This window comes from Pseudomonas sp. HS6-2 (genome assembly GCF_049325675.2).
In the GTDB taxonomy this organism is placed as follows: Bacteria; Pseudomonadota; Gammaproteobacteria; order Pseudomonadales; family Pseudomonadaceae; genus Aquipseudomonas; species Aquipseudomonas putida_N.
In genome coordinates this window covers 5,699,977-5,723,424 of record NZ_CM143906.1, presented here as the reverse complement: position 1 = coordinate 5,723,424, position 23,448 = coordinate 5,699,977, and the positions used below count along the sequence as shown (strand labels likewise).

35 protein-coding genes are annotated in these 23,448 nt (G+C 57.7%); 34 read left to right on the top strand and 1 reads right to left on the bottom strand.

Going from position 1 to position 23,448, the window contains the following annotated elements:
- Positions 1 to 12: 12 nt before the first annotated feature.
- The 34 genes from rpsL to bfr all read left to right on the top strand — a co-directional run bounded on the left by rpsL (position 13) and on the right by bfr (position 20,436).
- Positions 13 to 384 carry a 30S ribosomal protein S12 gene (gene rpsL, locus ACOKS3_RS26875; protein WP_003255492.1) on the top strand — a complete coding sequence of 124 codons (372 nt, stop codon included), beginning with the start codon at positions 13 to 15 and terminating at the stop codon, positions 382 to 384.
- Positions 385 to 490: 106 nt separating this feature from the next.
- Positions 491 to 961: a 30S ribosomal protein S7 gene (gene rpsG, locus ACOKS3_RS26870; RefSeq protein ID WP_003246741.1), complete on the top strand. Its 471-nt coding sequence runs from the start codon at positions 491 to 493 to the stop codon at positions 959 to 961.
- A gap of 30 nt (positions 962 to 991) precedes the next feature.
- Positions 992 to 3,139 carry an elongation factor G gene (gene fusA, locus ACOKS3_RS26865; RefSeq protein WP_103448761.1) on the top strand — a complete coding sequence of 716 codons (2,148 nt, stop codon included), beginning with the start codon at positions 992 to 994 and terminating at the stop codon, positions 3,137 to 3,139.
- Between the two features lie 31 nt (positions 3,140 to 3,170).
- A complete protein-coding gene (gene tuf / locus ACOKS3_RS26860) occupies positions 3,171 to 4,364 on the top strand; it encodes an elongation factor Tu (RefSeq protein WP_010951775.1) in 1,194 nt (397 codons plus the stop codon).
- Between the two features lie 142 nt (positions 4,365 to 4,506).
- The gene (gene rpsJ, locus ACOKS3_RS26855) at positions 4,507 to 4,818 is read left to right on the top strand and encodes a 30S ribosomal protein S10 (protein ID WP_003186070.1); all 312 of its coding nucleotides are present in this window, start codon (positions 4,507 to 4,509) and stop codon (positions 4,816 to 4,818) included.
- A gap of 80 nt (positions 4,819 to 4,898) precedes the next feature.
- Positions 4,899 to 5,534: a 50S ribosomal protein L3 gene (gene rplC / locus ACOKS3_RS26850; protein WP_027917847.1), complete on the top strand. Its 636-nt coding sequence runs from the start codon at positions 4,899 to 4,901 to the stop codon at positions 5,532 to 5,534.
- A 12-nt stretch (positions 5,535 to 5,546) separates the two neighbouring features.
- Positions 5,547 to 6,149 (top strand): 50S ribosomal protein L4, encoded by a 603-nt coding sequence (gene rplD, locus ACOKS3_RS26845; protein WP_027917846.1) that lies wholly within the window; start codon positions 5,547 to 5,549, stop codon positions 6,147 to 6,149.
- Complete coding sequence (gene rplW / locus ACOKS3_RS26840; protein ID WP_003255484.1) at positions 6,146 to 6,445, top strand: 50S ribosomal protein L23; 300 nt, start codon at positions 6,146 to 6,148, stop codon at positions 6,443 to 6,445. Before rplD ends, rplW begins: the two co-directional genes overlap by 4 nt.
- 14 nt (positions 6,446 to 6,459) lie before the next feature.
- Positions 6,460 to 7,284, top strand: a complete 825-nt coding sequence (rplB, locus tag ACOKS3_RS26835; protein WP_003255483.1) for a 50S ribosomal protein L2 — start codon at positions 6,460 to 6,462, stop codon at positions 7,282 to 7,284.
- 16 nt (positions 7,285 to 7,300) lie between these two features.
- Entirely contained in the window at positions 7,301 to 7,576 is a 276-nt protein-coding gene (rpsS, locus tag ACOKS3_RS26830; protein ID WP_003255482.1) for a 30S ribosomal protein S19, read from the top strand.
- 11 nt (positions 7,577 to 7,587) lie between these two features.
- Entirely contained in the window at positions 7,588 to 7,920 is a 333-nt protein-coding gene (rplV, locus tag ACOKS3_RS26825) for a 50S ribosomal protein L22 (RefSeq protein WP_003103908.1), read from the top strand.
- A gap of 13 nt (positions 7,921 to 7,933) precedes the next feature.
- The gene (rpsC, locus tag ACOKS3_RS26820) at positions 7,934 to 8,620 is read left to right on the top strand and encodes a 30S ribosomal protein S3 (RefSeq protein ID WP_003255481.1); all 687 of its coding nucleotides are present in this window, start codon (positions 7,934 to 7,936) and stop codon (positions 8,618 to 8,620) included.
- A gap of 12 nt (positions 8,621 to 8,632) precedes the next feature.
- Positions 8,633 to 9,046, top strand: coding sequence for a 50S ribosomal protein L16 (gene rplP, locus ACOKS3_RS26815; RefSeq protein ID WP_003255479.1), 414 nt, complete (start codon positions 8,633 to 8,635; stop codon positions 9,044 to 9,046).
- Positions 9,046 to 9,237 carry a 50S ribosomal protein L29 gene (gene rpmC / locus ACOKS3_RS26810; RefSeq protein WP_002555481.1) on the top strand — a complete coding sequence of 64 codons (192 nt, stop codon included), beginning with the start codon at positions 9,046 to 9,048 and terminating at the stop codon, positions 9,235 to 9,237. The genes rplP and rpmC overlap by 1 nt, the downstream gene beginning before the upstream one ends.
- A gap of 2 nt (positions 9,238 to 9,239) precedes the next feature.
- Positions 9,240 to 9,506, top strand: coding sequence for a 30S ribosomal protein S17 (gene rpsQ / locus ACOKS3_RS26805; protein ID WP_008089812.1), 267 nt, complete (start codon positions 9,240 to 9,242; stop codon positions 9,504 to 9,506).
- A 23-nt stretch (positions 9,507 to 9,529) separates the two neighbouring features.
- On the top strand, positions 9,530 to 9,898 hold the full coding sequence (rplN, locus tag ACOKS3_RS26800) for a 50S ribosomal protein L14 (RefSeq protein WP_008089810.1): 369 nt from the start codon (positions 9,530 to 9,532) through the stop codon (positions 9,896 to 9,898).
- 11 nt (positions 9,899 to 9,909) lie between these two features.
- Positions 9,910 to 10,224 carry a 50S ribosomal protein L24 gene (gene rplX / locus ACOKS3_RS26795; protein WP_003255476.1) on the top strand — a complete coding sequence of 105 codons (315 nt, stop codon included), beginning with the start codon at positions 9,910 to 9,912 and terminating at the stop codon, positions 10,222 to 10,224.
- A gap of 20 nt (positions 10,225 to 10,244) precedes the next feature.
- Positions 10,245 to 10,784 carry a 50S ribosomal protein L5 gene (rplE, locus tag ACOKS3_RS26790; RefSeq protein WP_003255474.1) on the top strand — a complete coding sequence of 180 codons (540 nt, stop codon included), beginning with the start codon at positions 10,245 to 10,247 and terminating at the stop codon, positions 10,782 to 10,784.
- A gap of 13 nt (positions 10,785 to 10,797) precedes the next feature.
- Positions 10,798 to 11,103, top strand: a complete 306-nt coding sequence (rpsN, locus tag ACOKS3_RS26785) for a 30S ribosomal protein S14 (RefSeq protein ID WP_012316516.1) — start codon at positions 10,798 to 10,800, stop codon at positions 11,101 to 11,103.
- A 209-nt stretch (positions 11,104 to 11,312) separates the two neighbouring features.
- The gene (rpsH, locus tag ACOKS3_RS26780; RefSeq protein WP_003255471.1) at positions 11,313 to 11,705 is read left to right on the top strand and encodes a 30S ribosomal protein S8; all 393 of its coding nucleotides are present in this window, start codon (positions 11,313 to 11,315) and stop codon (positions 11,703 to 11,705) included.
- A 12-nt stretch (positions 11,706 to 11,717) separates the two neighbouring features.
- Positions 11,718 to 12,251: a 50S ribosomal protein L6 gene (gene rplF / locus ACOKS3_RS26775; RefSeq protein ID WP_103448762.1), complete on the top strand. Its 534-nt coding sequence runs from the start codon at positions 11,718 to 11,720 to the stop codon at positions 12,249 to 12,251.
- Between the two features lie 10 nt (positions 12,252 to 12,261).
- A complete protein-coding gene (gene rplR / locus ACOKS3_RS26770; protein ID WP_003255467.1) occupies positions 12,262 to 12,612 on the top strand; it encodes a 50S ribosomal protein L18 in 351 nt (116 codons plus the stop codon).
- 3 nt (positions 12,613 to 12,615) lie between these two features.
- A complete protein-coding gene (gene rpsE / locus ACOKS3_RS26765) occupies positions 12,616 to 13,116 on the top strand; it encodes a 30S ribosomal protein S5 (RefSeq protein ID WP_003255465.1) in 501 nt (166 codons plus the stop codon).
- 2 nt (positions 13,117 to 13,118) lie between these two features.
- Positions 13,119 to 13,295: a 50S ribosomal protein L30 gene (rpmD, locus tag ACOKS3_RS26760; protein WP_003255463.1), complete on the top strand. Its 177-nt coding sequence runs from the start codon at positions 13,119 to 13,121 to the stop codon at positions 13,293 to 13,295.
- Positions 13,296 to 13,298: 3 nt separating this feature from the next.
- Positions 13,299 to 13,733: a 50S ribosomal protein L15 gene (rplO, locus tag ACOKS3_RS26755; RefSeq protein ID WP_023382625.1), complete on the top strand. Its 435-nt coding sequence runs from the start codon at positions 13,299 to 13,301 to the stop codon at positions 13,731 to 13,733.
- A complete protein-coding gene (gene secY, locus ACOKS3_RS26750; protein ID WP_103448763.1) occupies positions 13,734 to 15,065 on the top strand; it encodes a preprotein translocase subunit SecY in 1,332 nt (443 codons plus the stop codon).
- A gap of 28 nt (positions 15,066 to 15,093) precedes the next feature.
- Positions 15,094 to 15,210, top strand: a complete 117-nt coding sequence (gene rpmJ, locus ACOKS3_RS26745) for a 50S ribosomal protein L36 (protein ID WP_002555468.1) — start codon at positions 15,094 to 15,096, stop codon at positions 15,208 to 15,210.
- A 131-nt stretch (positions 15,211 to 15,341) separates the two neighbouring features.
- Positions 15,342 to 15,698, top strand: a complete 357-nt coding sequence (rpsM, locus tag ACOKS3_RS26740) for a 30S ribosomal protein S13 (protein WP_003255457.1) — start codon at positions 15,342 to 15,344, stop codon at positions 15,696 to 15,698.
- Between the two features lie 18 nt (positions 15,699 to 15,716).
- On the top strand, positions 15,717 to 16,106 hold the full coding sequence (gene rpsK / locus ACOKS3_RS26735; protein WP_003255454.1) for a 30S ribosomal protein S11: 390 nt from the start codon (positions 15,717 to 15,719) through the stop codon (positions 16,104 to 16,106).
- Between the two features lie 15 nt (positions 16,107 to 16,121).
- Positions 16,122 to 16,742, top strand: coding sequence for a 30S ribosomal protein S4 (rpsD, locus tag ACOKS3_RS26730; protein ID WP_027917844.1), 621 nt, complete (start codon positions 16,122 to 16,124; stop codon positions 16,740 to 16,742).
- A 22-nt stretch (positions 16,743 to 16,764) separates the two neighbouring features.
- A complete protein-coding gene (locus tag ACOKS3_RS26725; protein ID WP_003255452.1) occupies positions 16,765 to 17,766 on the top strand; it encodes a DNA-directed RNA polymerase subunit alpha in 1,002 nt (333 codons plus the stop codon).
- Between the two features lie 42 nt (positions 17,767 to 17,808).
- Positions 17,809 to 18,195 (top strand): 50S ribosomal protein L17, encoded by a 387-nt coding sequence (gene rplQ, locus ACOKS3_RS26720; protein WP_003255451.1) that lies wholly within the window; start codon positions 17,809 to 17,811, stop codon positions 18,193 to 18,195.
- Between the two features lie 172 nt (positions 18,196 to 18,367).
- On the top strand, positions 18,368 to 19,807 hold the full coding sequence (locus tag ACOKS3_RS26715) for a catalase (protein ID WP_103448764.1): 1,440 nt from the start codon (positions 18,368 to 18,370) through the stop codon (positions 19,805 to 19,807).
- Positions 19,808 to 19,971: 164 nt separating this feature from the next.
- The gene (gene bfr / locus ACOKS3_RS26710; protein ID WP_003257116.1) at positions 19,972 to 20,436 is read left to right on the top strand and encodes a bacterioferritin; all 465 of its coding nucleotides are present in this window, start codon (positions 19,972 to 19,974) and stop codon (positions 20,434 to 20,436) included.
- A 72-nt stretch (positions 20,437 to 20,508) separates the two neighbouring features.
- Here bfr and uvrA read toward each other — a convergent pair whose 3' ends face one another.
- Positions 20,509 to 23,343 carry an excinuclease ABC subunit UvrA gene (gene uvrA, locus ACOKS3_RS26705; protein ID WP_181004530.1) on the bottom strand — a complete coding sequence of 945 codons (2,835 nt, stop codon included), beginning with the start codon at positions 23,341 to 23,343 and terminating at the stop codon, positions 20,509 to 20,511.
- Positions 23,344 to 23,448 lie beyond the last annotated feature (105 nt).

Here is a 23,448-nt window from a genome sequence, read left to right as displayed (position 1 = left end):
TGGAGCTAGTAGATGGCAACTATCAACCAGCTGGTACGTCAGCCGCGCAAGCGTTCGGTCGAGAAGTCCGACGTTCCTGCGCTGCAGAACTGCCCGCAGCGTCGTGGCGTGTGCACCCGCGTGTACACCACCACGCCGAAAAAACCTAACTCGGCACTGCGTAAAGTATGCCGTGTGCGTCTGACCAACGGTTTCGAGGTTTCCTCGTACATCGGCGGTGAAGGCCACAACCTGCAAGAGCACAGCGTCGTCCTCATCCGTGGCGGCCGTGTAAAAGACTTGCCAGGTGTTCGTTACCACACCGTTCGCGGCTCTCTGGATACCTCGGGCGTTAAAGGCCGTAACCAGGGTCGTTCGAAATACGGTACCAAGCGTCCGAAGTAATCGGCCGTTTGCAGACATCCATTTTTTTGAGTCGATAAGAGTAAGGTCGGGCAGGGGTCGAAGACCCACGTCCCGGGCTAACCTGAAGACCGTTTGAGGGCTTATCATGCCAAGACGTCGTGTAGCAGCAAAACGTGAGATCCTTGACGATCCGAAGTACGGATCCCAGATCCTCGCCAAGTTCATGAACCACGTGATGGAAAGCGGCAAGAAGGCCGTAGCCGAGCGCATCGTTTACGGTGCCCTGGATACCGTCAAAGCACGCAAGAACAGCGACCCCCTGGAAATCTTCGAGAAAGCTCTCGACGCCATCGCTCCGCTGGTCGAAGTTAAGTCCCGCCGTGTAGGCGGTGCCACTTACCAGGTTCCGGTTGAAGTTCGTCCATCCCGTCGTAACGCTCTGGCAATGCGCTGGCTCGTAGACTACGCCCGCAAGCGCGGCGAGAAGTCGATGGCTCTGCGCCTGGCCGGCGAACTGCTGGATGCTGCCGAAGGCAAAGGTGCTGCAGTCAAGAAGCGTGAAGACGTGCACCGTATGGCTGAAGCCAACAAAGCGTTCTCGCACTACCGCTTCTAATTCAAGCATCAATCATTTTGCGAGGGCTTTATGGCTCGTACTACAGCAATTAACCGCTACCGTAACATCGGTATCTGTGCCCACGTTGACGCGGGCAAGACTACCACTACCGAGCGGATCCTGTTCTACACAGGTCTGAGCCACAAGATGGGCGAGGTGCATGATGGCGCCGCGACCACCGACTGGATGGTGCAGGAGCAGGAGCGCGGTATCACCATTACCTCCGCTGCCGTTACCACCTTCTGGAAAGGTTCCCGTGGTCAGTACGACAACTACCGCGTAAACGTCATCGATACCCCCGGCCACGTTGACTTCACCATTGAAGTAGAGCGTTCGCTGCGTGTGCTCGACGGCGCGGTCGTTGTGTTCTGCGGTACTTCCGGCGTTGAGCCACAGTCCGAAACCGTATGGCGTCAGGCCAACAAGTACGGCGTTCCACGTGTTGTCTACGTGAACAAGATGGACCGTGCTGGTGCCAACTTCCTGCGCGTTATCGGTCAGATCAAGAACCGCCTGGGTCACACCCCGGTTCCGGTCCAGCTGGCTATCGGTGCGGAAGATGACTTCCAGGGTCAGGTTGACCTGATCAAGATGAAAGCCATCTACTGGAACGACGACGACAAAGGTACTACCTACCGCGAGGAAGAAATTCCTGCTGAGCTGGTGGACCTGGCCAACGAATGGCGCAGCAACATGGTCGAGGCTGCTGCCGAGGCCAACGAAGAGCTGATGAACAAGTACCTTGAAGAAGGTGACCTGTCCGTCGAAGACATCAAGGCTGGTCTGCGCGCCCGTACCCTGGCGAGCGAGATCGTTCCTGCTGTCTGCGGTTCCTCGTTCAAGAACAAGGGCGTTCCCCTGGTTCTCGACGCCGTTATTGATTTCCTGCCTGCGCCAACCGAGATCCCTGCGATCAAGGGTATCCACCCTGATCTGATCGACGTGCCGAAGGACGAGGTCACTCCAGAGCAGTACGACGAGCGTCCTGCTGACGACAACGAGCCGTTCTCGGCCCTGGCGTTCAAGATTGCCACCGACCCGTTCGTTGGTACTCTGACCTTCGTTCGCGTTTACTCGGGCTTCCTGACCTCCGGTGACTCCGTCATCAACTCGGTCAAGGGCAAGAAAGAGCGCGTTGGTCGTATGGTTCAGATGCACGCCAACCAGCGTGAAGAGATCAAGGAAGTACGTGCAGGCGACATCGCTGCTCTGATCGGCATGAAGGACGTCACCACCGGTGACACCCTGTGCAACGCCGACAAGCCGATCATCCTTGAGCGTATGGACTTCCCTGAGCCGGTGATTTCGCTCTCCGTAGAGCCGAAGACCAAGGCTGACCAGGAGAAGATGGGTATCGCACTGGGCAAGCTGGCCCAGGAAGACCCGTCGTTCCGCGTCAAGACCGACGAAGAGACGGGTCAGACCATCATCTCCGGTATGGGTGAGCTGCACCTGGACATCCTCGTTGACCGCATGAAGCGCGAGTTCAACGTCGAGTGCAACGTCGGCAAGCCGCAGGTTTCGTACCGCGAGAAGATCACCAAGTCCAACGTCGAAATCGAAGGTAAGTTCGTTCGTCAGTCGGGTGGTCGTGGTCAGTTCGGTCACTGCTGGATCCGTTTCTCGGAGCCGGACGTCGACGAGAAGGGCAACATCACCGAAGGTCTGGTGTTCACCAACGAAGTCGTTGGTGGTGTGATTCCTAAGGAATTCATCGCCCCGATCCAGAAGGGTATCGAAGAGCAGATGAAGAACGGCGTTGTTGCCGGCTATCCGCTGCTCGGCCTGAAGGCTACGGTATTCGACGGTTCGTACCACGACGTCGACTCCAACGAAATGGCGTTCAAGATCGCTGCTTCGATGGCGACCAAGCAACTGGCCCAGAAGGGCGGTGGCGTGGTGCTTGAGCCGATCATGAAGGTCGAAGTTGTAACCCCGGAAGATTACCTGGGTGACGTGATGGGTGACCTGAGCCGTCGTCGTGGGATGATCCAGGGTAATGAAGACTCGGTGTCCGGCAAGGTAATCACTGCTGAGGTGCCGCTGGGAGAGATGTTCGGTTACGCAACCGACGTTCGTTCCATGTCTCAGGGTCGCGCAAGCTACTCCATGGAATTCTCGAAATACGCTGAAGCTCCGTCGAACATCGTCGAAGCTCTCATTAAAAAACAAGGCTGATTCAGCCCCTTTAGGCTAGGAGTTCACTGTCGTGGCTAAAGAAAAATTTGATCGTTCCCTTCCCCACGTTAACGTCGGCACTATCGGCCACGTTGACCACGGTAAGACCACTCTGACCGCAGCTCTGACTCGCGTCTGCTCCGAAGTTTTCGGTTCGGCCGTCGTTGAGTTCGACAAAATCGACTCGGCTCCAGAAGAAAAAGCGCGCGGTATCACCATCAACACCGCTCACGTCGAGTACAACTCGAACATTCGTCACTACGCTCACGTTGACTGCCCAGGTCACGCTGACTACGTGAAGAACATGATCACCGGTGCTGCCCAGATGGATGGCGCGATCCTGGTTTGCTCGGCCGCCGATGGTCCGATGCCGCAAACCCGTGAGCACATCCTGCTGTCCCGTCAGGTTGGCGTTCCGTACATCGTGGTCTTCCTGAACAAGGCTGACCTGGTAGACGACGCTGAGCTGCTGGAACTGGTCGAGATGGAAGTTCGCGACCTGCTGTCCACCTACGACTTCCCAGGCGACGACACCCCGATCATCATCGGTTCGGCTCGTATGGCGCTGGAAGGCAAAGACGACAACGAAATGGGTACTACCGCTGTCAAGAAGCTGGTAGAAACTCTGGATGCCTACATCCCTGAGCCAGTTCGTGCCATCGACCAGCCATTCCTGATGCCGATCGAAGACGTATTCTCGATCTCGGGTCGTGGTACCGTTGTTACCGGCCGTATCGAGCGTGGTATCGTCCGCGTTCAGGATCCGCTGGAGATCGTTGGTCTGCGTGACACCACCACCACCACCTGCACCGGTGTTGAAATGTTCCGCAAGCTGCTGGACGAAGGTCGTGCTGGCGAGAACTGCGGCGTTCTGCTGCGTGGTACCAAGCGTGACGACGTTGAGCGTGGCCAGGTTCTGGTCAAGCCAGGTTCGGTCAAGCCGCACACCAAGTTCACCGCAGAAGTCTACGTCCTGTCGAAGGAAGAAGGCGGTCGTCATACTCCGTTCTTCAAAGGCTACCGTCCTCAGTTCTACTTCCGTACCACTGACGTGACCGGTAACTGCGAACTGCCGGAAGGCGTTGAAATGGTAATGCCAGGTGACAACATTCAGATGACTGTTACCCTGATCAAGACCATCGCAATGGAAGACGGTCTGCGCTTCGCTATCCGTGAAGGCGGTCGTACCGTCGGCGCCGGCGTCGTAGCCAAAATCATCGAGTAATCACTCGACCGATTGAAAAAAACCCCCGCTCAGCGGGGGTTTTTTTTATTGGGTTGACACTAAATTGGGGCGTCTATAGAATCACGCCTCCTTTTAGCGGGCGTAGTGCGTCCGTTGGGAACAGCCTGGAGTCTGAAATCCAATGCAAAATCAGCAAATCCGTATCAGGTTGAAGGCTTTCGACCATCGCCTGATCGACCAATCCACCCAGGAAATCGTGGAAACCGCGAAACGTACTGGTGCACAAGTGCGTGGTCCAATTCCACTGCCTACCCGCAAAGAGCGTTTCACCGTTCTGGTCTCCCCGCACGTCAACAAAGACGCGCGTGACCAGTACGAGATTCGCACTCATAAGCGTGTTCTGGACATCGTCCAGCCAACGGATAAAACCGTTGACGCGCTGATGAAGCTTGATCTGGCGGCAGGTGTGGAAGTACAGATCAGCCTCGGCTAAGACTTCGGTCTAGTCGTGTAACGCTCTGAAATGGGCGGCCATAGCGGGTGAAAGCCCCGTACACTCATGAGGTTTACAACATGACTATTGGTGTAATCGGTCGCAAGTGCGGTATGACCCGCATTTTCACCGAAGAAGGTGTCTCCATTCCGGTCACGGTCATTGAGATCGAGCCGAATCGTGTCACCCAGTTCAAAACTGAAGAAACCGATGGCTACCGTGCAGTGCAAGTCACTGTCGGCGAGCGTCGTGCTTCGCGTGTGACTGCCGCTCAGGCAGGTCACTTCGCCAAGGCCAACGTTGCCGCTGGTCGCGGTGTCTGGGAGTTCCGTCTTGAAGAAGGCGAGTTCCAGGCTGGCGACTCTATCAAAGCTGAACTCTTCACTGCAGGCCAGCTGGTTGACGTTACTGGTCAGTCCAAAGGTAAAGGCTTCGCCGGTACCATCAAGCGCTGGAACTTCCGTGGCCAGGACAACACCCACGGTAACTCCGTGTCGCACCGTGTCCCGGGCTCCATCGGCCAGTGCCAGACTCCTGGTCGTGTGTTCAAGGGCAAGAAAATGTCCGGTCACATGGGCGCCGAGCGCGTGACTGTTCAGTCCCTGGAAGTAGTTCGCGTAGACGCTGAGCGCAACCTGCTGCTCGTCAAGGGTGCCGTTCCTGGCGCTACTGGCGGCGACGTGGTTGTACGTCCAGCTGTCAAGGCTCGCGGTTAAGGGGATACTGACATGCAACTTAATGTAAATGACGCTCAGGCGATCGAAGTTTCCGAACTGGCTTTCGGTGGCGAATTCAACGAGACGCTGGTACACCAAGCAGTCGTGGCCTACATGGCCGGCGGCCGTCAGGGCACCAAGCAGCAAAAGACCCGTTCCGACGTGGCTGGTGGCGGTAAGCGCCCATGGCGTCAGAAGGGTACTGGCCGTGCTCGTGCTGGTACCACCCGTGGTCCGATCTGGCGTGGCGGTGGTGTAACCTTCGCAGCTCGTCCTCAAGATCACTCGCAGAAGCTCAACAAGAAGATGTATCGCGCAGCTCTGCGCTCCATCCTCGCTGAGCTGGTGCGTAGCGACCGTCTGGTCGTGGTTCAGGACTTCGCTGTTGAAGCGCCGAAAACCAAAGATCTGCTGAACAAGCTGAACGGCATGGGTCTGAACGACGTACTGATCGTTTCCGACGCTGTTGATCAGAACCTGTACCTGGCTGCTCGCAACCTGCCGCACGTCGACGTACGTGACGTTCAAGGTTCCGACCCGGTCAGTCTGATCGCATACGAGAAGGTGTTGATCACCGTCTCGGCCGTGAAGAAATTCGAGGAGCTGCTGGGATGAACCAGGAACGCGTATTCAAAGTCCTCCTTGGCCCGCACGTTTCCGAGAAGGCTACCGTTCTGGCTGAGAAAAAAGGCCAGTTCGTATTCAAGGTTGCTACCGATGCAACCAAGCTGGAAATCAAGAAAGCTGTCGAAGGCCTGTTCAACGTAAAAGTTGAAAACGTGTCGACTGTTAACGTTCTGGGTAAAACCAAGCGTACCGCACGTGGTCTGGGCAAGCGTAATGACTGGAAGAAGGCGATCGTCTCCCTTCAGCCAGGCCAAGATCTCGATTTCAGCAGCAGTGCTGAGTAAGGAAGGGGTGCATCATGGCAATCGTTAAATGCAAACCGACTTCCCCTGGCCGCCGTTTCGTGGTCAAGGTGGTCAACAAGGAGCTGCACAAAGGCGCTCCTCACGCACCGCTGATCGAGAAAAAATCGAAGTCTGGTGGTCGTAACAACAATGGCCGCATTACCACTCGTCACGTTGGTGGTGGTCACAAGCAGCATTACCGTCTGGTCGACTTCCGTCGCAACGACAAAGATGGCATTCCAGCCACTGTCGAGCGTATCGAATACGATCCAAACCGTACTGCTCACATCGCCCTGCTGTGCTACGCAGACGGTGAGCGTCGCTACATCATCGCCCCTAAAGGCGTGAGCGCTGGCGACCAGCTGATCGCAGGTGCTCTGGCCCCAATCAAGGCCGGTAACTCCCTGCAGCTGCGCAACATCCCAGTAGGTAGCACCATTCACGGCATCGAACTGAAGCCGGGTAAAGGTGCTCAGATCGCACGTTCCGCTGGTGCTTCGGCTCAGCTGATCGCCCGCGAAGGTGTCTACGTGACCCTGCGTCTGCGCTCTGGTGAAATGCGTAAAGTCCTGGCTGAGTGCCGTGCGACCCTGGGCGAAGTCTCGAACTCCGAGCACAGCCTGCGTTCGCTGGGTAAAGCTGGTGCCAAACGCTGGCGCGGCGTTCGCCCAACCGTTCGTGGTGTTGCCATGAACCCGGTTGACCACCCACATGGTGGTGGTGAAGGTCGTACCTCCGGTGGTCGTCATCCGGTATCGCCATGGGGCTTCCCAACCAAGGGTGCGAAGACCCGCGGTAATAAGCGTACCGACAACATGATCGTCCGTCGTCGCAAGTAACTAGAGGGATACGACAGTGCCACGTTCTCTGAAAAAAGGTCCTTTTATCGATCTTCACCTGTTGAAGAAGGTCGAAGTGGCGGTGGAGAAGAACGATCGCAAGCCAGTTAAAACCTGGTCGCGTCGCTCGATGATCCTGCCACAAATGGTCGGTCTGACCATCGCGGTTCACAACGGTCGCCAGCATGTCCCAGTTCTCGTGAACGAAGACATGGTCGGCCACAAACTGGGCGAGTTCGCCGGTACCCGCACCTATCGCGGGCACGTGGCTGACAAGAAAGCCAAGCGTTAAGGGGTAAGGAAATGGAAGTAGCCGCTAAGTTGTCGGGCGCTCGCATCTCCGCCCAGAAAGCCCGCTTGGTCGCCGACCAGATCCGCGGGAAGAAGGTGGGCGAAGCGCTCAACCTGTTGGCCTTCAGCAGCAAAAAAGCCGCTGAAATCATGAAGAAAGTCCTCGAGTCGGCCGTAGCCAACGCCGAACACAACGAAGGCGCAGACGTTGATGACCTGAAGGTCTCCACCGTCTTCGTCAACGAAGGGCGTTCGCTGAAGCGCATCATGCCACGTGCCAAAGGCCGTGCTGATCGCATCGTCAAGCGGTCTTGCCATATCACTGTCAAGGTTGCGGACAAGTAACGGAGTCGATCAGATGGGTCAGAAAGTACATCCCACTGGCATTCGCCTGGGAATCGTCAAGGAGCACACCTCCGTCTGGTACGCAGACGGTGCTACTTACGCAGATTACCTGTTGAAGGATCTGAAAACGCGTGAGTACCTCCAAGACAAACTAAAAAGCGCGTCCGTAAGCCGTATCGATATTCATCGTCCGGCTCAAACTGCACGCATCACCATCCACACCGCTCGTCCAGGTATCGTTATCGGGAAGAAAGGTGAAGATGTCGAGAAGCTGCGTCAGGACCTGACCAAGCAGATGGGTGTGCCTGTGCACATCAACATCGAAGAGATCCGCAAGCCGGAACTCGACGCTATGCTGGTTGCGCAGAGCGTAGCTCAGCAGCTGGAACGCCGCGTAATGTTCCGTCGCGCCATGAAGCGCGCCGTACAGAACGCCATGCGTATTGGTGCCAAGGGCATCAAGATCCAGGTGAGCGGTCGTCTCGGCGGTGCTGAGATTGCTCGTACCGAGTGGTATCGCGAAGGTCGTGTGCCTCTGCACACCCTGCGTGCCGATATCGACTACAACACCTACGAAGCTCACACCACTTACGGTGTGATCGGTGTGAAGGTTTGGATCTTCAAAGGCGAAGTTATTGGTGGTCGCCAAGAAGAACTGAAACCACAAGCACCAGCGCCTCGTAAAAAAGCTGCTAAGTAAGGGGTACGCCAAATGTTGCAACCAAAGCGTACAAAATTCCGCAAGCAGATGACTGGCCACAACCGTGGTCTGGCACTGCGCGGTAGCAAAGTCAGCTTCGGCGAATTCGCCCTGAAAGCTGTTGCTCGCGGTCGCCTCACCGCTCGCCAGATCGAGTCCGCACGTCGTGCGCTGACCCGTCACGTTAAGCGTGGCGGTAAGATCTGGATCCGTGTGTTCCCGGACAAGCCGATCTCCAAGAAGCCTCTCGAGGTTCGTATGGGTAAAGGTAAAGGCTCCGTGGAATACTGGGTTGCCCAGATCCAGCCAGGCAAAGTCCTGTACGAGATCGAGGGTGTTTCTGAAGAGCTGGCGCGCGAAGCTTTCGCCCTGGCTGCTGCAAAGCTGCCTCTCGCCACCTCCTTTGTTAAGCGGACGGTGATGTGATGAAAGCGAATGAACTTCGTGAAAAATCTGCACAGCAACTGAATGAGCAACTGCTCGGCTTGCTGCGCGACCAGTTCAATCTGCGTATGCAGAAAGCAACTGGCCAGTTGGGGCAGTCGCACCTGCTCTCGCAAGTTAAGCGTGACATCGCTCGCGTGAAAACTGTGCTTAACCAGCAGGCAGGTAAGTGATCATGGCTGAAGCTGAAAAAACCGTCCGTACGCTGACTGGCCGTGTCGTCAGCGACAAAATGGACAAGACCATCACCGTTCTGATCGAGCGTCGCGTAAAGCACCCGATCTACGGTAAATACGTTAAGCGTTCGACTAAGCTGCACGCGCACGACGAATCCAACCAGTGCAAAATCGGCGACAAGGTTTCCATCCGTGAAACCCGTCCGCTGGCCAAGACCAAGTCCTGGGCACTGGTTGAAGTCCTCGAACGCGCTGTTGAAGTCTAAGGGCTAGGGGTCGGAGAAATTTTATGATTCAGACTCAATCCATGCTCGATGTGGCCGATAACAGCGGCGCTCGTCGCGTCATGTGCATCAAGGTGCTCGGCGGCTCGCACCGCCGTTACGCCGGCATCGGTGACATCATCAAAGTAACCGTCAAGGAAGCAATTCCGCGCGGTAAGGTCAAAAAAGGCCAGGTGATGACTGCTGTTGTCGTCCGTACCCGTCACGGTGTACGTCGCGCTGACGGTTCCATCATTCGTTTCGACGGCAACGCTGCTGTTCTGCTGAACACCAAGCAAGAGCCGATCGGCACTCGCATTTTCGGGCCAGTGACCCGTGAACTTCGTACTGAGAAGTTCATGAAGATCGTCTCGCTCGCCCCTGAAGTGCTGTAAGGAGATCCGACATGCAAAAGATTCGTCGTGACGACGAGATCATCGTGATCGCCGGCAAAGACAAAGGTAAGCGCGGTAAGGTGCTGAAGGTTCTGGCTGATGACCGTCTGGTCATCGGTGGCGTGAACCTGGTTAAGCGTCATACCAAGCCTAACCCGATGGCGGGCGTTCAGGGCGGTATCGTCGAAAAAGAAGCGCCTCTGCACGCTTCCAACGTTGCCATCTTCAATGGCGAAACCAACAAGGCTGACCGCGTTGGTTTCAAAGTAGAAGACGGTAAGAAAATTCGTGTCTTCAAGTCGACCCAAAAAGCGGTTGATGCTTGAACACTGCTAGGTAGAAGACCATGGCACGACTGAAAGAGATTTACCGGAACGAAATCGCTCCTAAGCTTAAGGAAGAACTTAAGCTGTCGAACGTGATGGAAGTTCCGCGCGTTACCAAGATCACCCTGAACATGGGTCTGGGCGAAGCGATCGGCGACAAGAAAGTCATCGAGCACGCTGTAGCCGACCTGGAAAAGATCACCGGTCAAAAGCCGGTCGTGACTTTCGCTCGTAAATCCATCGCGGGCTTCAAAGTCCGTGAGGGATGGCCGATCGGCGTCAAGGTGACCCTGCGTAGCGACAAGATGTACGAATTCCTGGACCGCCTGCTGGCGATCTCCCTGCCTCGGGTACGCGACTTCCGCGGCCTGAATGCCAAGTCCTTCGATGGCCGTGGCAACTACAGCATGGGCGTGAAAGAGCAGATCATCTTCCCGGAAATCGATTACGACAAGATCGATGCTCTGCGCGGTTTGGACATCACCCTGACCACCACTGCTCGTTCGGATGACGAAGGCCGCGCTCTGCTGCGTGCATTCAAATTCCCGTTCCGCAACTGATTGGAGTAGGAAAATGGCCAAGAAGAGCATGAAAAACCGCGAGCTGAAGCGTCAGCTCACGGTAGCCAAGTTCGCCAAAAAGCGTGCTGAGCTGAAAGCGACCATCGTCAATCTGAACGCCTCTCCAGAAGAGCGTTTTGCTGCCGTTGTCGCTCTGCAGAAGCAGCCGCGTGATGCCAGCGCTGCGCGTCTGCGCAACCGTTGCCGCCTGACCGGTCGTCCTCACGGTGTATACCGTAAGTTCGGCCTGGGCCGTAACATGCTGCGTCAAGCTGCAATGCGCGGCGACGTACCAGGCCTGGTCAAAGCCTCCTGGTAATCGCTGCAGGTGTGATCCCGGCGGAAGGGGAGCGATCTTCCGACCGCCGGTGACCTCGCCAACAAACAAGCCCCTTCATGGGGCTTGTTTCGTTTCTGCCTTGTGTCTAGAATGACCGGCTCACCCGAGCCTGGGTTTTTTACCCTGCCCGCTTGGGTGGTTGTGATAGCCGCAAGGCTAATATTTCTTGTATCAGGAGCATCTAGCCCATGAGTATGCAGGACCCGTTAGCGGACATGCTAACTCGCATCCGTAATGCCCAGATGGCTGAAAAGTCCGTCGTAAGCATGCCTTCCTCCACCCTGAAGGTCGCGGTTGCCAAAGTTCTGAAAGACGAAGGTTACATTGCTGGTTACCAGGTAACTGGTGAGGCCAAGCCTTCCCTTTCGATCGAACTGAAGTACTTCGAAGGCCGTCCGGTCATCGAGGAACTGAAGCGTTCCAGCCGTCCTGGCCTGCGCCAGTACAAGGCCGTCACCGACCTGCCGAAAGTTCGTGGCGGTCTGGGCGTGTCTATTGTCTCCACCAACAAAGGTGTGATGACTGACCGCGCTGCGCGCGCTGCCGGTGTCGGCGGCGAAGTTCTGTGCACAGTGTTCTAAGGGGAGATAGGCATGTCTCGCGTCGCTAAGAACCCCGTTAAGCTGCCATCCGGTGTCGAAGTCAAATTCGCCGGTCAGCAGCTTTCGGTGAAGGGTGCCAAAGGCACTCTCGAACTGAACGTTCACTCGTCTGTTGAAGTTACCGAAGAGTCTGGCGAGCTGCGTTTCGTCGCTCGCAATGGTGACCAGCAAGCTCGCGCCATGGCCGGTACTACCCGTGCCCTGGTGAACAACATGGTCCAAGGCGTAAGCCAAGGCTTCGAGCGCAAGCTCCAGCTGGTCGGTGTTGGTTACAAGGCGCAGGCCAAAGGCGAAATCCTGAACCTGGCCCTGGGCTTCTCTCACCCAGTGGACTACGAACTGCCAGCCGGCATCACCGCTGAAACGCCTAGCCAGACCGACATCCTGATCAAGGGTATCGACAAGCAGCTGGTAGGTCAGGTGGCCGCTGAAATCCGCGGGTTCCGTCCGCCAGAGCCTTACAAAGGCAAGGGTGTACGTTACGCGGACGAAGCAGTCCGTCGTAAAGAAGCCAAGAAGAAGTAGGGCCTAGCAAATGACCGACAAAAAAGTTATTCGACTGCGTCGCGCTCGCAAAGCACGCCTCAAGATGCACGAACTCGAAGTCGTGCGCCTGTGCGTGTTCCGCTCCTCGCAGCACATCTACGCCCAGGTCATTTCGGCCGACGGCAGCAAGGTTCTGGCAAGCGCCTCGACCTTGGACAAAGACCTGCGTGATGGCGCCACTGGCAACATCGACGCGGCCACTAAGGTTGGCAAGCTGGTAGCTGAGCGTGCGAAAGCCGCCGGTGTATCTCAAGTTGCCTTTGACCGTTCCGGCTTCAAGTACCACGGCCGCGTCAAAGCGCTGGCTGATGCTGCTCGTGAAGGCGGGCTGGAGTTCTAAGTTATGGCAAATAACGATCAAAAGCGCGACGAAGGCTACATCGAGAAGCTGGTTCAAGTTAACCGCGTAGCTAAAACCGTTAAAGGCGGCCGTATCTTCACCTTCACCGCGCTGACCGTGGTTGGTGATGGCAAGGGTCGCGTCGGTTTCGGCCGTGGCAAGTCGCGCGAAGTACCTGCTGCGATCCAGAAAGCCATGGAAGCTGCTCGTCGCAACATGATCCAGGTTGACCTGAAGGGCACTACCCTGCAGTACGCCACCAAGGCTGCCCACGGCGCCTCGAAGGTTTACATGCAGCCTGCCTCGGAAGGTACCGGTATCATCGCCGGCGGCGCCATGCGTGCCGTCCTGGAAGTTGCTGGTGTTCAGAACGTCCTGGCCAAGTGCTACGGTTCGACCAACCCGGTGAACGTGGTTTACGCCACCTTCAAGGGTCTGAAAGCCATGCAATCTCCTGAGTCCATTGCTGCCAAGCGCGGCAAGAGCGTTGAGGAGATCTTCTAATCATGGCAACCGTAAAAGTAACGCTGATCAAGAGCGTCTCGGGCCGCCTGCCTAACCACAAACTGTGCGTTAAAGGTCTGGGTCTGCGTCGCATCGGTCACACTGTAGAAGTCCAGGATACTCCCGAGAACCGCGGGATGATCAACAAGGCTTACTACATGCTGAAGGTCGAGGGTTAATCGATGAAACTCAATGATCTGAGTCCAGCGCCGGGTTCCCGTCGCGAGAAGCATCGTCCAGGTCGTGGTATCGGTAGCGGTCTGGGTAAGACCGGCGGCCGTGGCCACAAAGGTCAGACCTCCCGTTCCGGTGGTTCGATCGCTCCTGGCTTCGAAGGCGGTCAACAGCCGCTGCACCGTCGTCTGCCGAAGTTCGGCTTCGTTTCCCTGAAAGCCATGGACCGCGCTGAAGTGCGTCTGTCCGAGCTGGCCAAAGTGGAAGGCGACGTGGTTTCCGTACAGTCCCTGAAGGACGCCAACGTGATTGGCCAGAACGTACAGCGTGTGAAAATCATGCTGTCTGGCGAAGTCACTCGCGCAGTCACCATCAAGGGCATCGCAGCCACCAAGGGTGCGCGTGCGGCTATCGAAGCAGCTGGCGGCAAGTTCGAGGAATAAATGGCTAAGCAAGGTGCTCTCTCTTCGCTCGGTAAGGGCGGGATGTCGGAACTCTGGGCTCGTCTGCGCTTTCTGTTCATGGCGATCATCGTCTATCGGATAGGTGCGCATATCCCGGTTCCTGGCATCAATCCGGACCGTCTGGCGGATCTGTTTCGGCAGAATGAGGGGACCATTCTTAGCTTGTTCAACATGTTTTCCGGTGGCGCGCTTGAGCGCATGAGCATCTTTGCACTGGGGATCATGCCGTACATCTCGGCATCGATCATCATGCAGCTGATGACGGCGGTCAGCCCGCAACTGGAGCAGTTGAAGAAGGAAGGTGAAGCTGGCCGTCGCAAGATCAGCCAGTACACCCGCTACGGCACCGTTATCCTGGCACTGGTTCAAGCCATTGGCATGTCCATTGGCCTGGCCAACCAGGGCGTGGCGTTTTCTGCGGGTCTCGGCTTCTATGTCGTTGCTGTCTCCACCTTTGTGGCAGGCGCGATGTTCATGATGTGGCTGGGCGAGCAGATCACCGAGCGCGGTGTGGGCAACGGTATCTCGATGTTGATCTTCGCAGGTATCGTTGCCGGTCTTCCGAGAGCAATCGGGCAGTCTTTCGAGTCTGCACGCACAGGCGATATCAACATTTTCGCCCTGGTCGCAATCGGTTTGCTTGCAGTAGCGATCATCGGTTTCGTGGTGTTCATTGAGCGTGGTCAGCGTCGTATCGCCGTTCACTACGCCAAGCGTCAGCAGGGCCGCAAGGTCTTCGCTGCGCAGACCAGCCACTTGCCGCTGAAGGTGAACATGGCAGGGGTTATCCCGGCCATTTTCGCGAGCAGCATTTTGCTGTTCCCGGCTTCGCTGGGTGCCTGGTTCGGTCAGTCCGAAGGTATGGGCTGGCTGCAGGACATCTCGCAGTCGATCGCTCCTGGTCAGCCGTTGAACATTCTGCTGTTTAGTGCAGGGATCATTTTCTTCTGCTTCTTCTACACAGCGTTGATGTTCAACCCGAAAGACGTAGCGGAAAACCTGAAGAAGTCCGGTGCCTTTATTCCGGGTATCCGTCCTGGTGAGCAGTCCGCACGCTACATTGATGGCGTTCTGACTCGTCTGACCATGTTCGGTGCTCTTTACATGATGGCCGTCTGCCTTCTGCCCCAGTTCCTGGTGGTGGCAGCAAATGTGCCGTTCTACCTTGGCGGGACCTCGTTGCTGATTGTGGTAGTGGTTGTGATGGACTTCATGTCCCAAGTACAATCGCACCTCGTTTCGCACCAGTACGAATCCCTGATGAAGAAAGCCAACCTGAAAGGCTACGGCGGCAGCGGTCTGCTGCGCTGATACGCCCCTAAGGTTCGAGGAGTCGGTAATGAAAGTTCGTGCATCGGTGAAAAAGCTGTGCCGTAACTGCAAGATCATCCGTCGCGAAGGCGTCGTACGAGTGATCTGCAGCGCGGAACCGCGTCACAAACAGCGCCAAGGCTGAGTGTGATCTGCGCTTCAAACCCAGCAGCTAGTGTGCTGCTGGGTTGATTATTCGTTTCTACAGCGATATTATCTCGCGCCCTATTTCTTGGCTTCCGGGGCGTAGGTAGCTGTCAATTGGAGTCCCACTGAATGGCCCGTATTGCAGGCGTCAACATTCCAGATAACAAGCATACTGTTATCTCGCTGACCTACATCTATGGTGTCGGTCGCACAACTGCACAGAAGATCTGTGCAGACGCTGGTGTCAACCCAGCCGCAAAGATCAAGGATCTGAGCGACGAGCAAATCGAAACCCTGCGTGGCGAAGTCGCGAAGTTCACCACCGAAGGTGACCTGCGTCGTGACATCAACATGAAGATCAAACGCTTGATGGACCTGGGTTGCTACCGCGGCCTGCGTCATCGTAAAGGTCTGCCGGTTCGCGGTCAGCGCACCAAGACCAACGCACGCACCCGTAAGGGCCCGCGTAAGCCGATCCGCAAGTAATCGCCCAGGAATATAGACATGGCAAAACCTGCTGCTCGTCCTCGTAAGAAAGTCAAAAAGACAGTGGTTGATGGCATCGCCCACATCCACGCTTCTTTCAACAACACCATCGTGACCATCACCGACCGTCAGGGCAACGCACTGTCCTGGGCTACTTCCGGTGGTTCGGGTTTCCGTGGTTCGCGCAAATCCACCCCGTTCGCAGCCCAGATTGCTGCTGAGCGTGCTGGTCAAGCTGCGCTGGAATATGGTCTGAAGAACCTCGACGTCAACGTCAAGGGTCCAGGTCCAGGTCGTGAATCCGCCGTTCGTGCATTGAACAGCTGCGGCTACAAGATCGCCAGCATCACCGACGTGACGCCAATCCCGCACAACGGGTGCCGTCCGCCGAAGAAGCGTCGCGTGTAATCAGGAGACAGAAGAATGGCACGTTACATTGGTCCAAAATGCAAACTGTCTCGTCGTGAAGGCACCGACCTGTTCCTGAAGAGCGGCGTTCGCGCTCTGGAATCGAAGTGCAACATCGAAGCAGCCCCAGGTATCCACGGCCAGCGCCGTGGCCGTCAGTCCGACTACGGTACCCAGCTGCGCGAGAAACAAAAAGTCCGTCGTATCTACGGTGTTCTGGAGCGTCAGTTCCGCGGTTACTACCAAGCTGCTGCCTCGAAAAAAGGCGCAACCGGTGAGAACCTGCTGCAGCTGCTCGAGTGCCGTCTGGATAACGTCGTTTACCGTATGGGCTTCGGTTCGACTCGTTCCGAATCCCGTCAGCTGGTTTCGCACAAAGCGATCAGCGTCAACGGTAAGACTGTAAACATTCCATCCTACCAAGTTCGTCCGGGTGACGTGGTCGCGGTTCGCGAGAAGTCGCTGAACCAGCTGCGCATTGTTCAAGCCCTTGAACTGTGCGCCCAGCGTGGCCGAGTTGAGTGGGTAGACGTAGATTCCGCTAAGAAGTCGGGCGTTTTCAAGAACGTTCCAGCTCGTGGCGATCTGTCTGCCGACATCAACGAAAACCTGATTGTCGAGCTCTACTCCAAGTAAGGGCTAGAAAATAGGTGCATCCATGCAGATTTCGGTAAATGAGTTCCTGACTCCCCGCCATATTGATGTGCAGGTAGTCAGTCCGACCCGCGCCAAGATTACGCTCGAGCCTCTCGAGCGTGGTTTCGGCCATACCCTGGGCAACGCGCTGCGCCGCATCCTGTTGTCCTCCATGCCTGGCTGTGCAGTAGTCGAGGCCGAGATCGATGGCGTACTCCATGAGTACTCCGCGATCGAAGGTGTTCAGGAAGACGTAATTGAAATCCTGTTGAACCTGAAAGGCCTGGCTATCAAACTGCACGGTCGTGACGAAGTTACGCTGACCTTGTCGAAAAAGGGTTCGGGGGTGGTTACCGCTGCCGATATTCAGCTGGATCACGATGTCGAGATCGTCAACCCCGATCACGTAATCGCGAACCTGGCGTCCAACGGCGCCCTGAACATGAAGCTCACCGTAGCTCGTGGTCGTGGTTACGAGCCGGCTGACTCCCGTCAAACCGACGAAGACGAAAGCCGTAGCATTGGCCGTCTGCAGCTGGACGCTTCGTTCAGCCCGGTGCGTCGTATCGCCTATGTGGTCGAGAACGCCCGTGTTGAACAGCGTACCAACCTGGACAAGCTGGTCATTGATCTGGAAACCAACGGCACCCTGGATCCTGAAGAGGCTATCCGCCGCGCTGCGACCATCCTGCAACAGCAGCTGGCCGCGTTCGTCGACCTCAAAGGTGACAGTGAGCCTGTCGTAGTCGAGCAGGAAGACGAGATCGATCCGATCCTGCTGCGCCCGGTTGACGACCTGGAACTGACTGTACGTTCGGCCAACTGCCTCAAGGCGGAGAACATCTACTACATCGGCGACCTGATTCAGCGTACCGAAGTAGAGCTGTTGAAGACTCCTAACCTTGGCAAGAAGTCCCTGACTGAAATCAAGGACGTTCTGGCCTCTCGTGGTCTGTCTCTCGGCATGCGCCTCGACAACTGGCCGCCTGCAAGTCTTAAGAAAGACGACAAGGCGACCGCCTGATCGTCGTAATCACCGAACGTAGTGTTTGGTAAGGAATGAATCATGCGTCATCGTAAAAGTGGACGTCACCTGAGCCGTACCAGCTCTCACCGCAAGGCTATGTTCCAGAACATGGCAGTGTCGTTGATCGAGCACGAGCTGATCAAAACCACCCTGCCGAAAGCCAAGGAACTGCGCCGCGTTGCCGAGCCGCTGATCACCCTGGCCAAGGAAGACAGCGTTGCTAACCGTCGTCTGGCCTTCGACCGTACCCGTTCGAAGTCCGCTGTTGGCAAACTGTTCAACGACCTGGGCAAGCGTTACGCCACCCGTCAGGGCGGCTACCTGCGCATCCTGAAGTGCGGTTTCCGCGCTGGCGACAACGCGCCTATGGCGTACGTCGAGCTGGTTGATCGTCCGGTCGGCGGTGCTGTAGAAGCTGCTGAGTAAGACGTTCTGTCTGCTACAAAGAACCGGGCCTAGTGCCCGGTTTTTTGTGTCTGCAGATATTGTTTATTTCTATTGATACAAGTCATGTAATGAATTTGTTCTGAAACAACCGCTCGTCGATACTCCTTCTCAAGCCGTTTAGCCGGCGCCTGAAGACCGATAAGGAGAGCCCATGAGCAAAATTCTCACCACCGCCAGCGGTGCACCTGTAGCCGACAACCAGAATTCCCGCTCGGCCGGCCCACGCGGCCCGCTGCTGCTCGACGACTTCCACCTGATCGAGAAGCTCGCCCACTTCAACCGTGAGAACATCCCTGAGCGCCGTGTGCACGCCAAAGGCTCGGGTGCCTACGGTACCTTCACCGTCACCCGCGATATCACCTCGCACACCAGTGCCAAGTTGTTCGAACAGATCGGCAAGCAGACCGAGACCTTCCTGCGATTCTCGACGGTCGGCGGCGAGCGTGGCTCGGCGGATACCGAACGTGACCCACGTGGTTTTGCGGTGAAGTTCTACACCGAGGAAGGCAACTGGGACATCGTTGGCAACAACACGCCGGTGTTCTTCATCCGTGACCCGCTCAAGTTCCCGGATTTTATCCACACCCAGAAGCGCCACCCGCAAACCAACCTGAAGAACGCCCAGATGATGTGGGACTTCTGGTCGCATTCGCCCGAGGCGCTGCACCAGGTCACCATCCTGTTCTCTGACCGCGGTATCCCGGACGGGTACCGGCACATGCACGGCTTCGGTAGCCACACCTACAGCCTGATCAATGCCAAAGGCGAGCGCACCTGGGTCAAATGGCACTTCAAGACCCAGCAAGGCATCAAGAACCTGGTTCCGGCCGATGCCGCACGCCTGGCCGGTACTGATCCGGACTACGCCCAGCGTGACCTGTTCGAAGCCATCGAGCGTGGCGACTTCCCGCGTTGGACCGTGTGCATCCAGGTGATGAGCGAGGCCGAGGCCGCCAACCGCGACGAGAACCCGTTCGACGTGACCAAGACCTGGTCGCAGAAGGACTACCCGCTGATCGAGGTCGGTGTACTGGAGCTCAACCGCAACCCGCTGAACTACTTTGCCGAAGTGGAACAGGCGACGTTCGGCCCCAGCAACATGGTCCCGGGTGTCGGCCTGTCGCCTGACCGCATGCTGCAGGGCCGCGTATTCGCCTACGCCGATGCACACCGCTACCGTGTGGGTACCAACCACCAGCAACTGCCGGTGAACGCCCCACGCAGCCCGGTGAACAGCTACCAGCGCGATGGTTCGATGACCATGGGCAGCTATGGCAGTACGCCGAACTATGAGCCCAACAGCTACGCTGATGCGCCGAAGCAGTCGCCACGCCACGCCGAACCCGCACTGGCCCTCAGCGGTGCAGCGGACCGTCACGACCACCGCGAGGACAACGACTACTACAGCCACGCCGGTGCGTTGTTCCGCCTGATGAGCGACGAGCAGAAGGCGCTGCTGATCAGCAACATCGCCGGCACCATGGCGGGCGTCAGCGAAGACGTGATTCAGCGCCAGTTGCAGCACTTCTTCAAGGCCGACCCTGCCTATGGCGAAGGCATCGCCAAGGCATTGGGCGTGAATCTCGCCTAAGTCGAAGTGATAAGTAGAACCGCCCTCATTTGGGCGGTTTTTCAATGAAAATCACTACTGTTTAACCGATTTTTTGCATGTAATTGCGCGCTTTTCAGTGACCGCGCGCAAAAGCTGGTTCACACTATGTGCATCAAGCCGTTTTCACAGGGAGAATCAGGGCGATGCAAGGTCACCCGGACGTAATCAACTACCTCGTCACGTTGCTGAAGGGCGAACTGGCGGCTCGCGACCAGTATTTCATTCACTCGCGCATGTACGAAGACTGGGGCCTGTCCAAGCTCTACGAGCGTATCAACCACGAGATGGAAGAAGAGACGCAGCACGCTGATGCCCTGATGCGTCGTATCCTCATGCTCGAAGGCACTCCCGACATGCGCGCGGACGACCTCGAAGTGGGCAGCACCGTGCCGGAAATGATCGAGGCCGACCTCAAGCTCGAGTACAAGGTGCGTGGCGCGCTGTGCAAAGGCATTGAGCTGTGCGAATTGCACAAGGACTACATCAGCCGCGACATCCTGCGCGCGCAGCTGGCTGACACCGAAGAAGATCACACCTACTGGCTGGAGAAGCAGCAGGGCCTGATCAAGGCCATCGGCCTGGAAAACTACCTGCAGTCGCAGATGTAAGTTATCCACAGCTTCACAAAAAAGCCCCTGGCACCATAGGTACCAGGGGCTTTTTCATGTCACCGGCAACCCTCAGGCCCGGTCACGCTCCAGCAGTGGCTTGAGGTAGTGCCCGGTATACGACTGCTTCATCTTGGTCAGCTCTTCCGGGGTACCGCAGGCAATGATCTGCCCGCCCTTGGAACCGCCTTCCGGCCCCAGATCTACCAGCCAGTCGGCGGTCTTGATCACATCCAGGTTGTGCTCGATCACCACCACGGTGTTGCCGTGGTCACGCAGGCGATGCAGAACGTCCAGCAACTGCTGAATGTCGGCGAAGTGCAGGCCGGTGGTCGGTTCGTCGAGGATGTACAAAGTCTTGCCAGTGTCGCGCTTGGACAGCTCACGGGACAGCTTCACCCGTTGCGCCTCGCCACCGGACAAGGTGGTCGCCGATTGCCCCAGCTTGATGTACGAAAGCCCCACGTCCATCAGCGTCTGCAGCTTGCGCGCCAGCGCCGGCACCGCATCGAAGAACTCGCGGGCATCCTCGATGGTCATTTCCAGCACCTCGTGGATGTTCTTGCCCTTGTACTTGATCTCCAGGGTTTCGCGGTTGTAGCGCTTGCTCTTGCACACGTCGCAGGGCACGTAGATGTCCGGCAGGAAATGCATTTCGACCTTGATCAGACCGTCGCCCTGGCAGGCCTCGCAACGCCCGCCCTTGACGTTGAACGAGAAGCGCCCCGGGCCGTAGCCGCGCGAGCGCGATTCCGGCACGCCGGAGAACAGCTCGCGAATCGGCGTGAAGATACCGGTGTAGGTCGCCGGGTTCGAGCGCGGGGTGCGGCCGATCGGGCTCTGGTCGATGTCCACCACCTTGTCCAGGTGCTGCAGGCCGTCCATGCTGCTGTGCGGTGCGGCTTCCAGGCTGCTCGCGCCGTTGAGGGCGGTGGCGGCGAGGGGGAACAGAGTGTTGTTGATCAGCGTCGACTTGCCCGAGCCGGACACACCGGTCACGCAGGTCAGCAGGCCAATCGGAATCTCCAGGTCGACGTTCTGCAGGTTGTTGCCCCGCGCGCCCTTGAGCTTGAGCTGCAGCTTCTTGTTGCGCGGGGTGCGCTGGGCCGGCACGACGATCTTCTTGCGCCCGGACAGGTACTTGCCGGTCAGCGAGTCAGGGTGGTCCATCACCTCTTGCGGCGAGCCCTCGGCAACGATCTGGCCACCATGCACACCGGCACCCGGGCCAATGTCCACCACGTAGTCGGCGAGGCGGATGGCGTCCTCGTCGTGTTCCACCACGATCACCGTGTTGCCCAGGTCGCGCAGGTGGTTGAGGGTGGCCAGCAGGCGGTCATTGTCGCGTTGATGAAGACCGATGGACGGTTCGTCGAGGATGTACATCACCCCGACCAGGCCGGCACCGATCTGGCTGGCCAGGCGGATACGCTGGGCCTCACCGCCAGACAGCGTGTCGGCACTGCGGTCCAGGGTCAAGTAGTCGAGGCCGACGTTGACCAGGAACTGCAGGCGCTCGCAGATCTCCTTGAGGATCTTCGCCGCGATCTCGCCGCGGCGGCCGGTCAGGGTCAGGTCGCCGAAGTAGCTGCTGGCTTCCCCGATCGGCAGGTTGGTCACCGCTGGCAGGGTCTTCTCGCCAACCCACACGTGGCGGGCTTCGCGGCGCAGGCGGGTGCCGCGGCAATCCGGGCAGGGCTGGGTGCCGAGGAACTTGGCCAGCTCTTCACGCACGGTGGCGGATTCGGTCTCACGGTAGCGGCGTTCGAGGTTCGGCACGATGCCTTCGAACGGGTGCGAGCGCTTGACGATATCGCCGCGGTCGTTCAGGTACTTGAAGTCGACGCTCTGCTTGCCGCTGCCCTGCAGGATCACCTTCTGGTGGTCGGCTGACAGTTCGCCGAACGGCTCCTCCAGGCTGAAGCCGTAATGCGCGGCCAGCGAGCCGAGCATCTGGAAGTAATACACATTACGCCGGTCCCAGCCGCGGATCGCGCCTTCGGCCAGAGTCAGCTCGCTGTTGACCAGGCGCTTGGTATCGAAGAACTGCTTGACGCCCAGGCCGTCGCAGGTCGGGCAGGCACCGGCCGGGTTGTTGAAGGAGAACAGCTTCGGCTCCAGCTCGCTGATCGCGTGGCCGCACACCGGGCAGGCGAAGCGTGCGGAGAAGATCATCTCTTCGCCAGGCTCGTCGTCCATTGGCGCCACCAGGGCGATGCCGTCGGCCAGCTTCAACGCGGTCTCGAACGACTCGGCCAGGCGTTGTTGCAGGTCGGCGCGCACTTTGAAACGGTCCACCACCACGTCGATGCTGTGCTTTTTCTGCTTGTCCAGCTTGGGCAGTTCGTCCAGCTCATAGAGCTTGCCGTTGACCCGTGCACGGACGAAGCCCTGGGCGCGTAGCTCATCGAACACCGCCAGGTGCTCACCCTTGCGTTCGCGCACCACTGGCGCCAGCAGCATCAGCTTGCTGCCTTCCGGGCGCTCCAGCACCAGGTCGACCATCTGGCTGATCGTTTGCGCTTCCAGCGGAATATCATGGTCCGGGCAGCGTGGCGTACCGACGCGCGCGTACAGCAGGCGCAGGTAGTCGTAGATCTCGGTGATGGTGCCGACCGTGGAGCGGGGGTTGTGCGAGGTCGACTTCTGCTCGATGGAAATGGCCGGCGACAGGCCTTCGATGGTGTCGACGTCGGGTTTCTCCATCATCGACAGGAATTGCCGGGCATAGGCCGATAGCGATTCCACGTAGCGGCGCTGGCCTTCGGCGTAGAGGGTATCGAACGCCAGGGACGACTTGCCGGATCCGGACAGGCCGGTGATCACGATCAGCTTGTCCCGCGGCAGGGTCAGGTCGATATTCTTCAGGTTGTGGGTACGCGCCCCACGAATCAGGATCTTGTCCACTGCGGCCTCGCTCGGCGGGCATAAACAAGGAAGTATACGGCGCGCTGCCAGTACGCGGCAAAGCGTCGCGTAGATGCCGTCAAGCTGTCGGACTGATAGAATCGC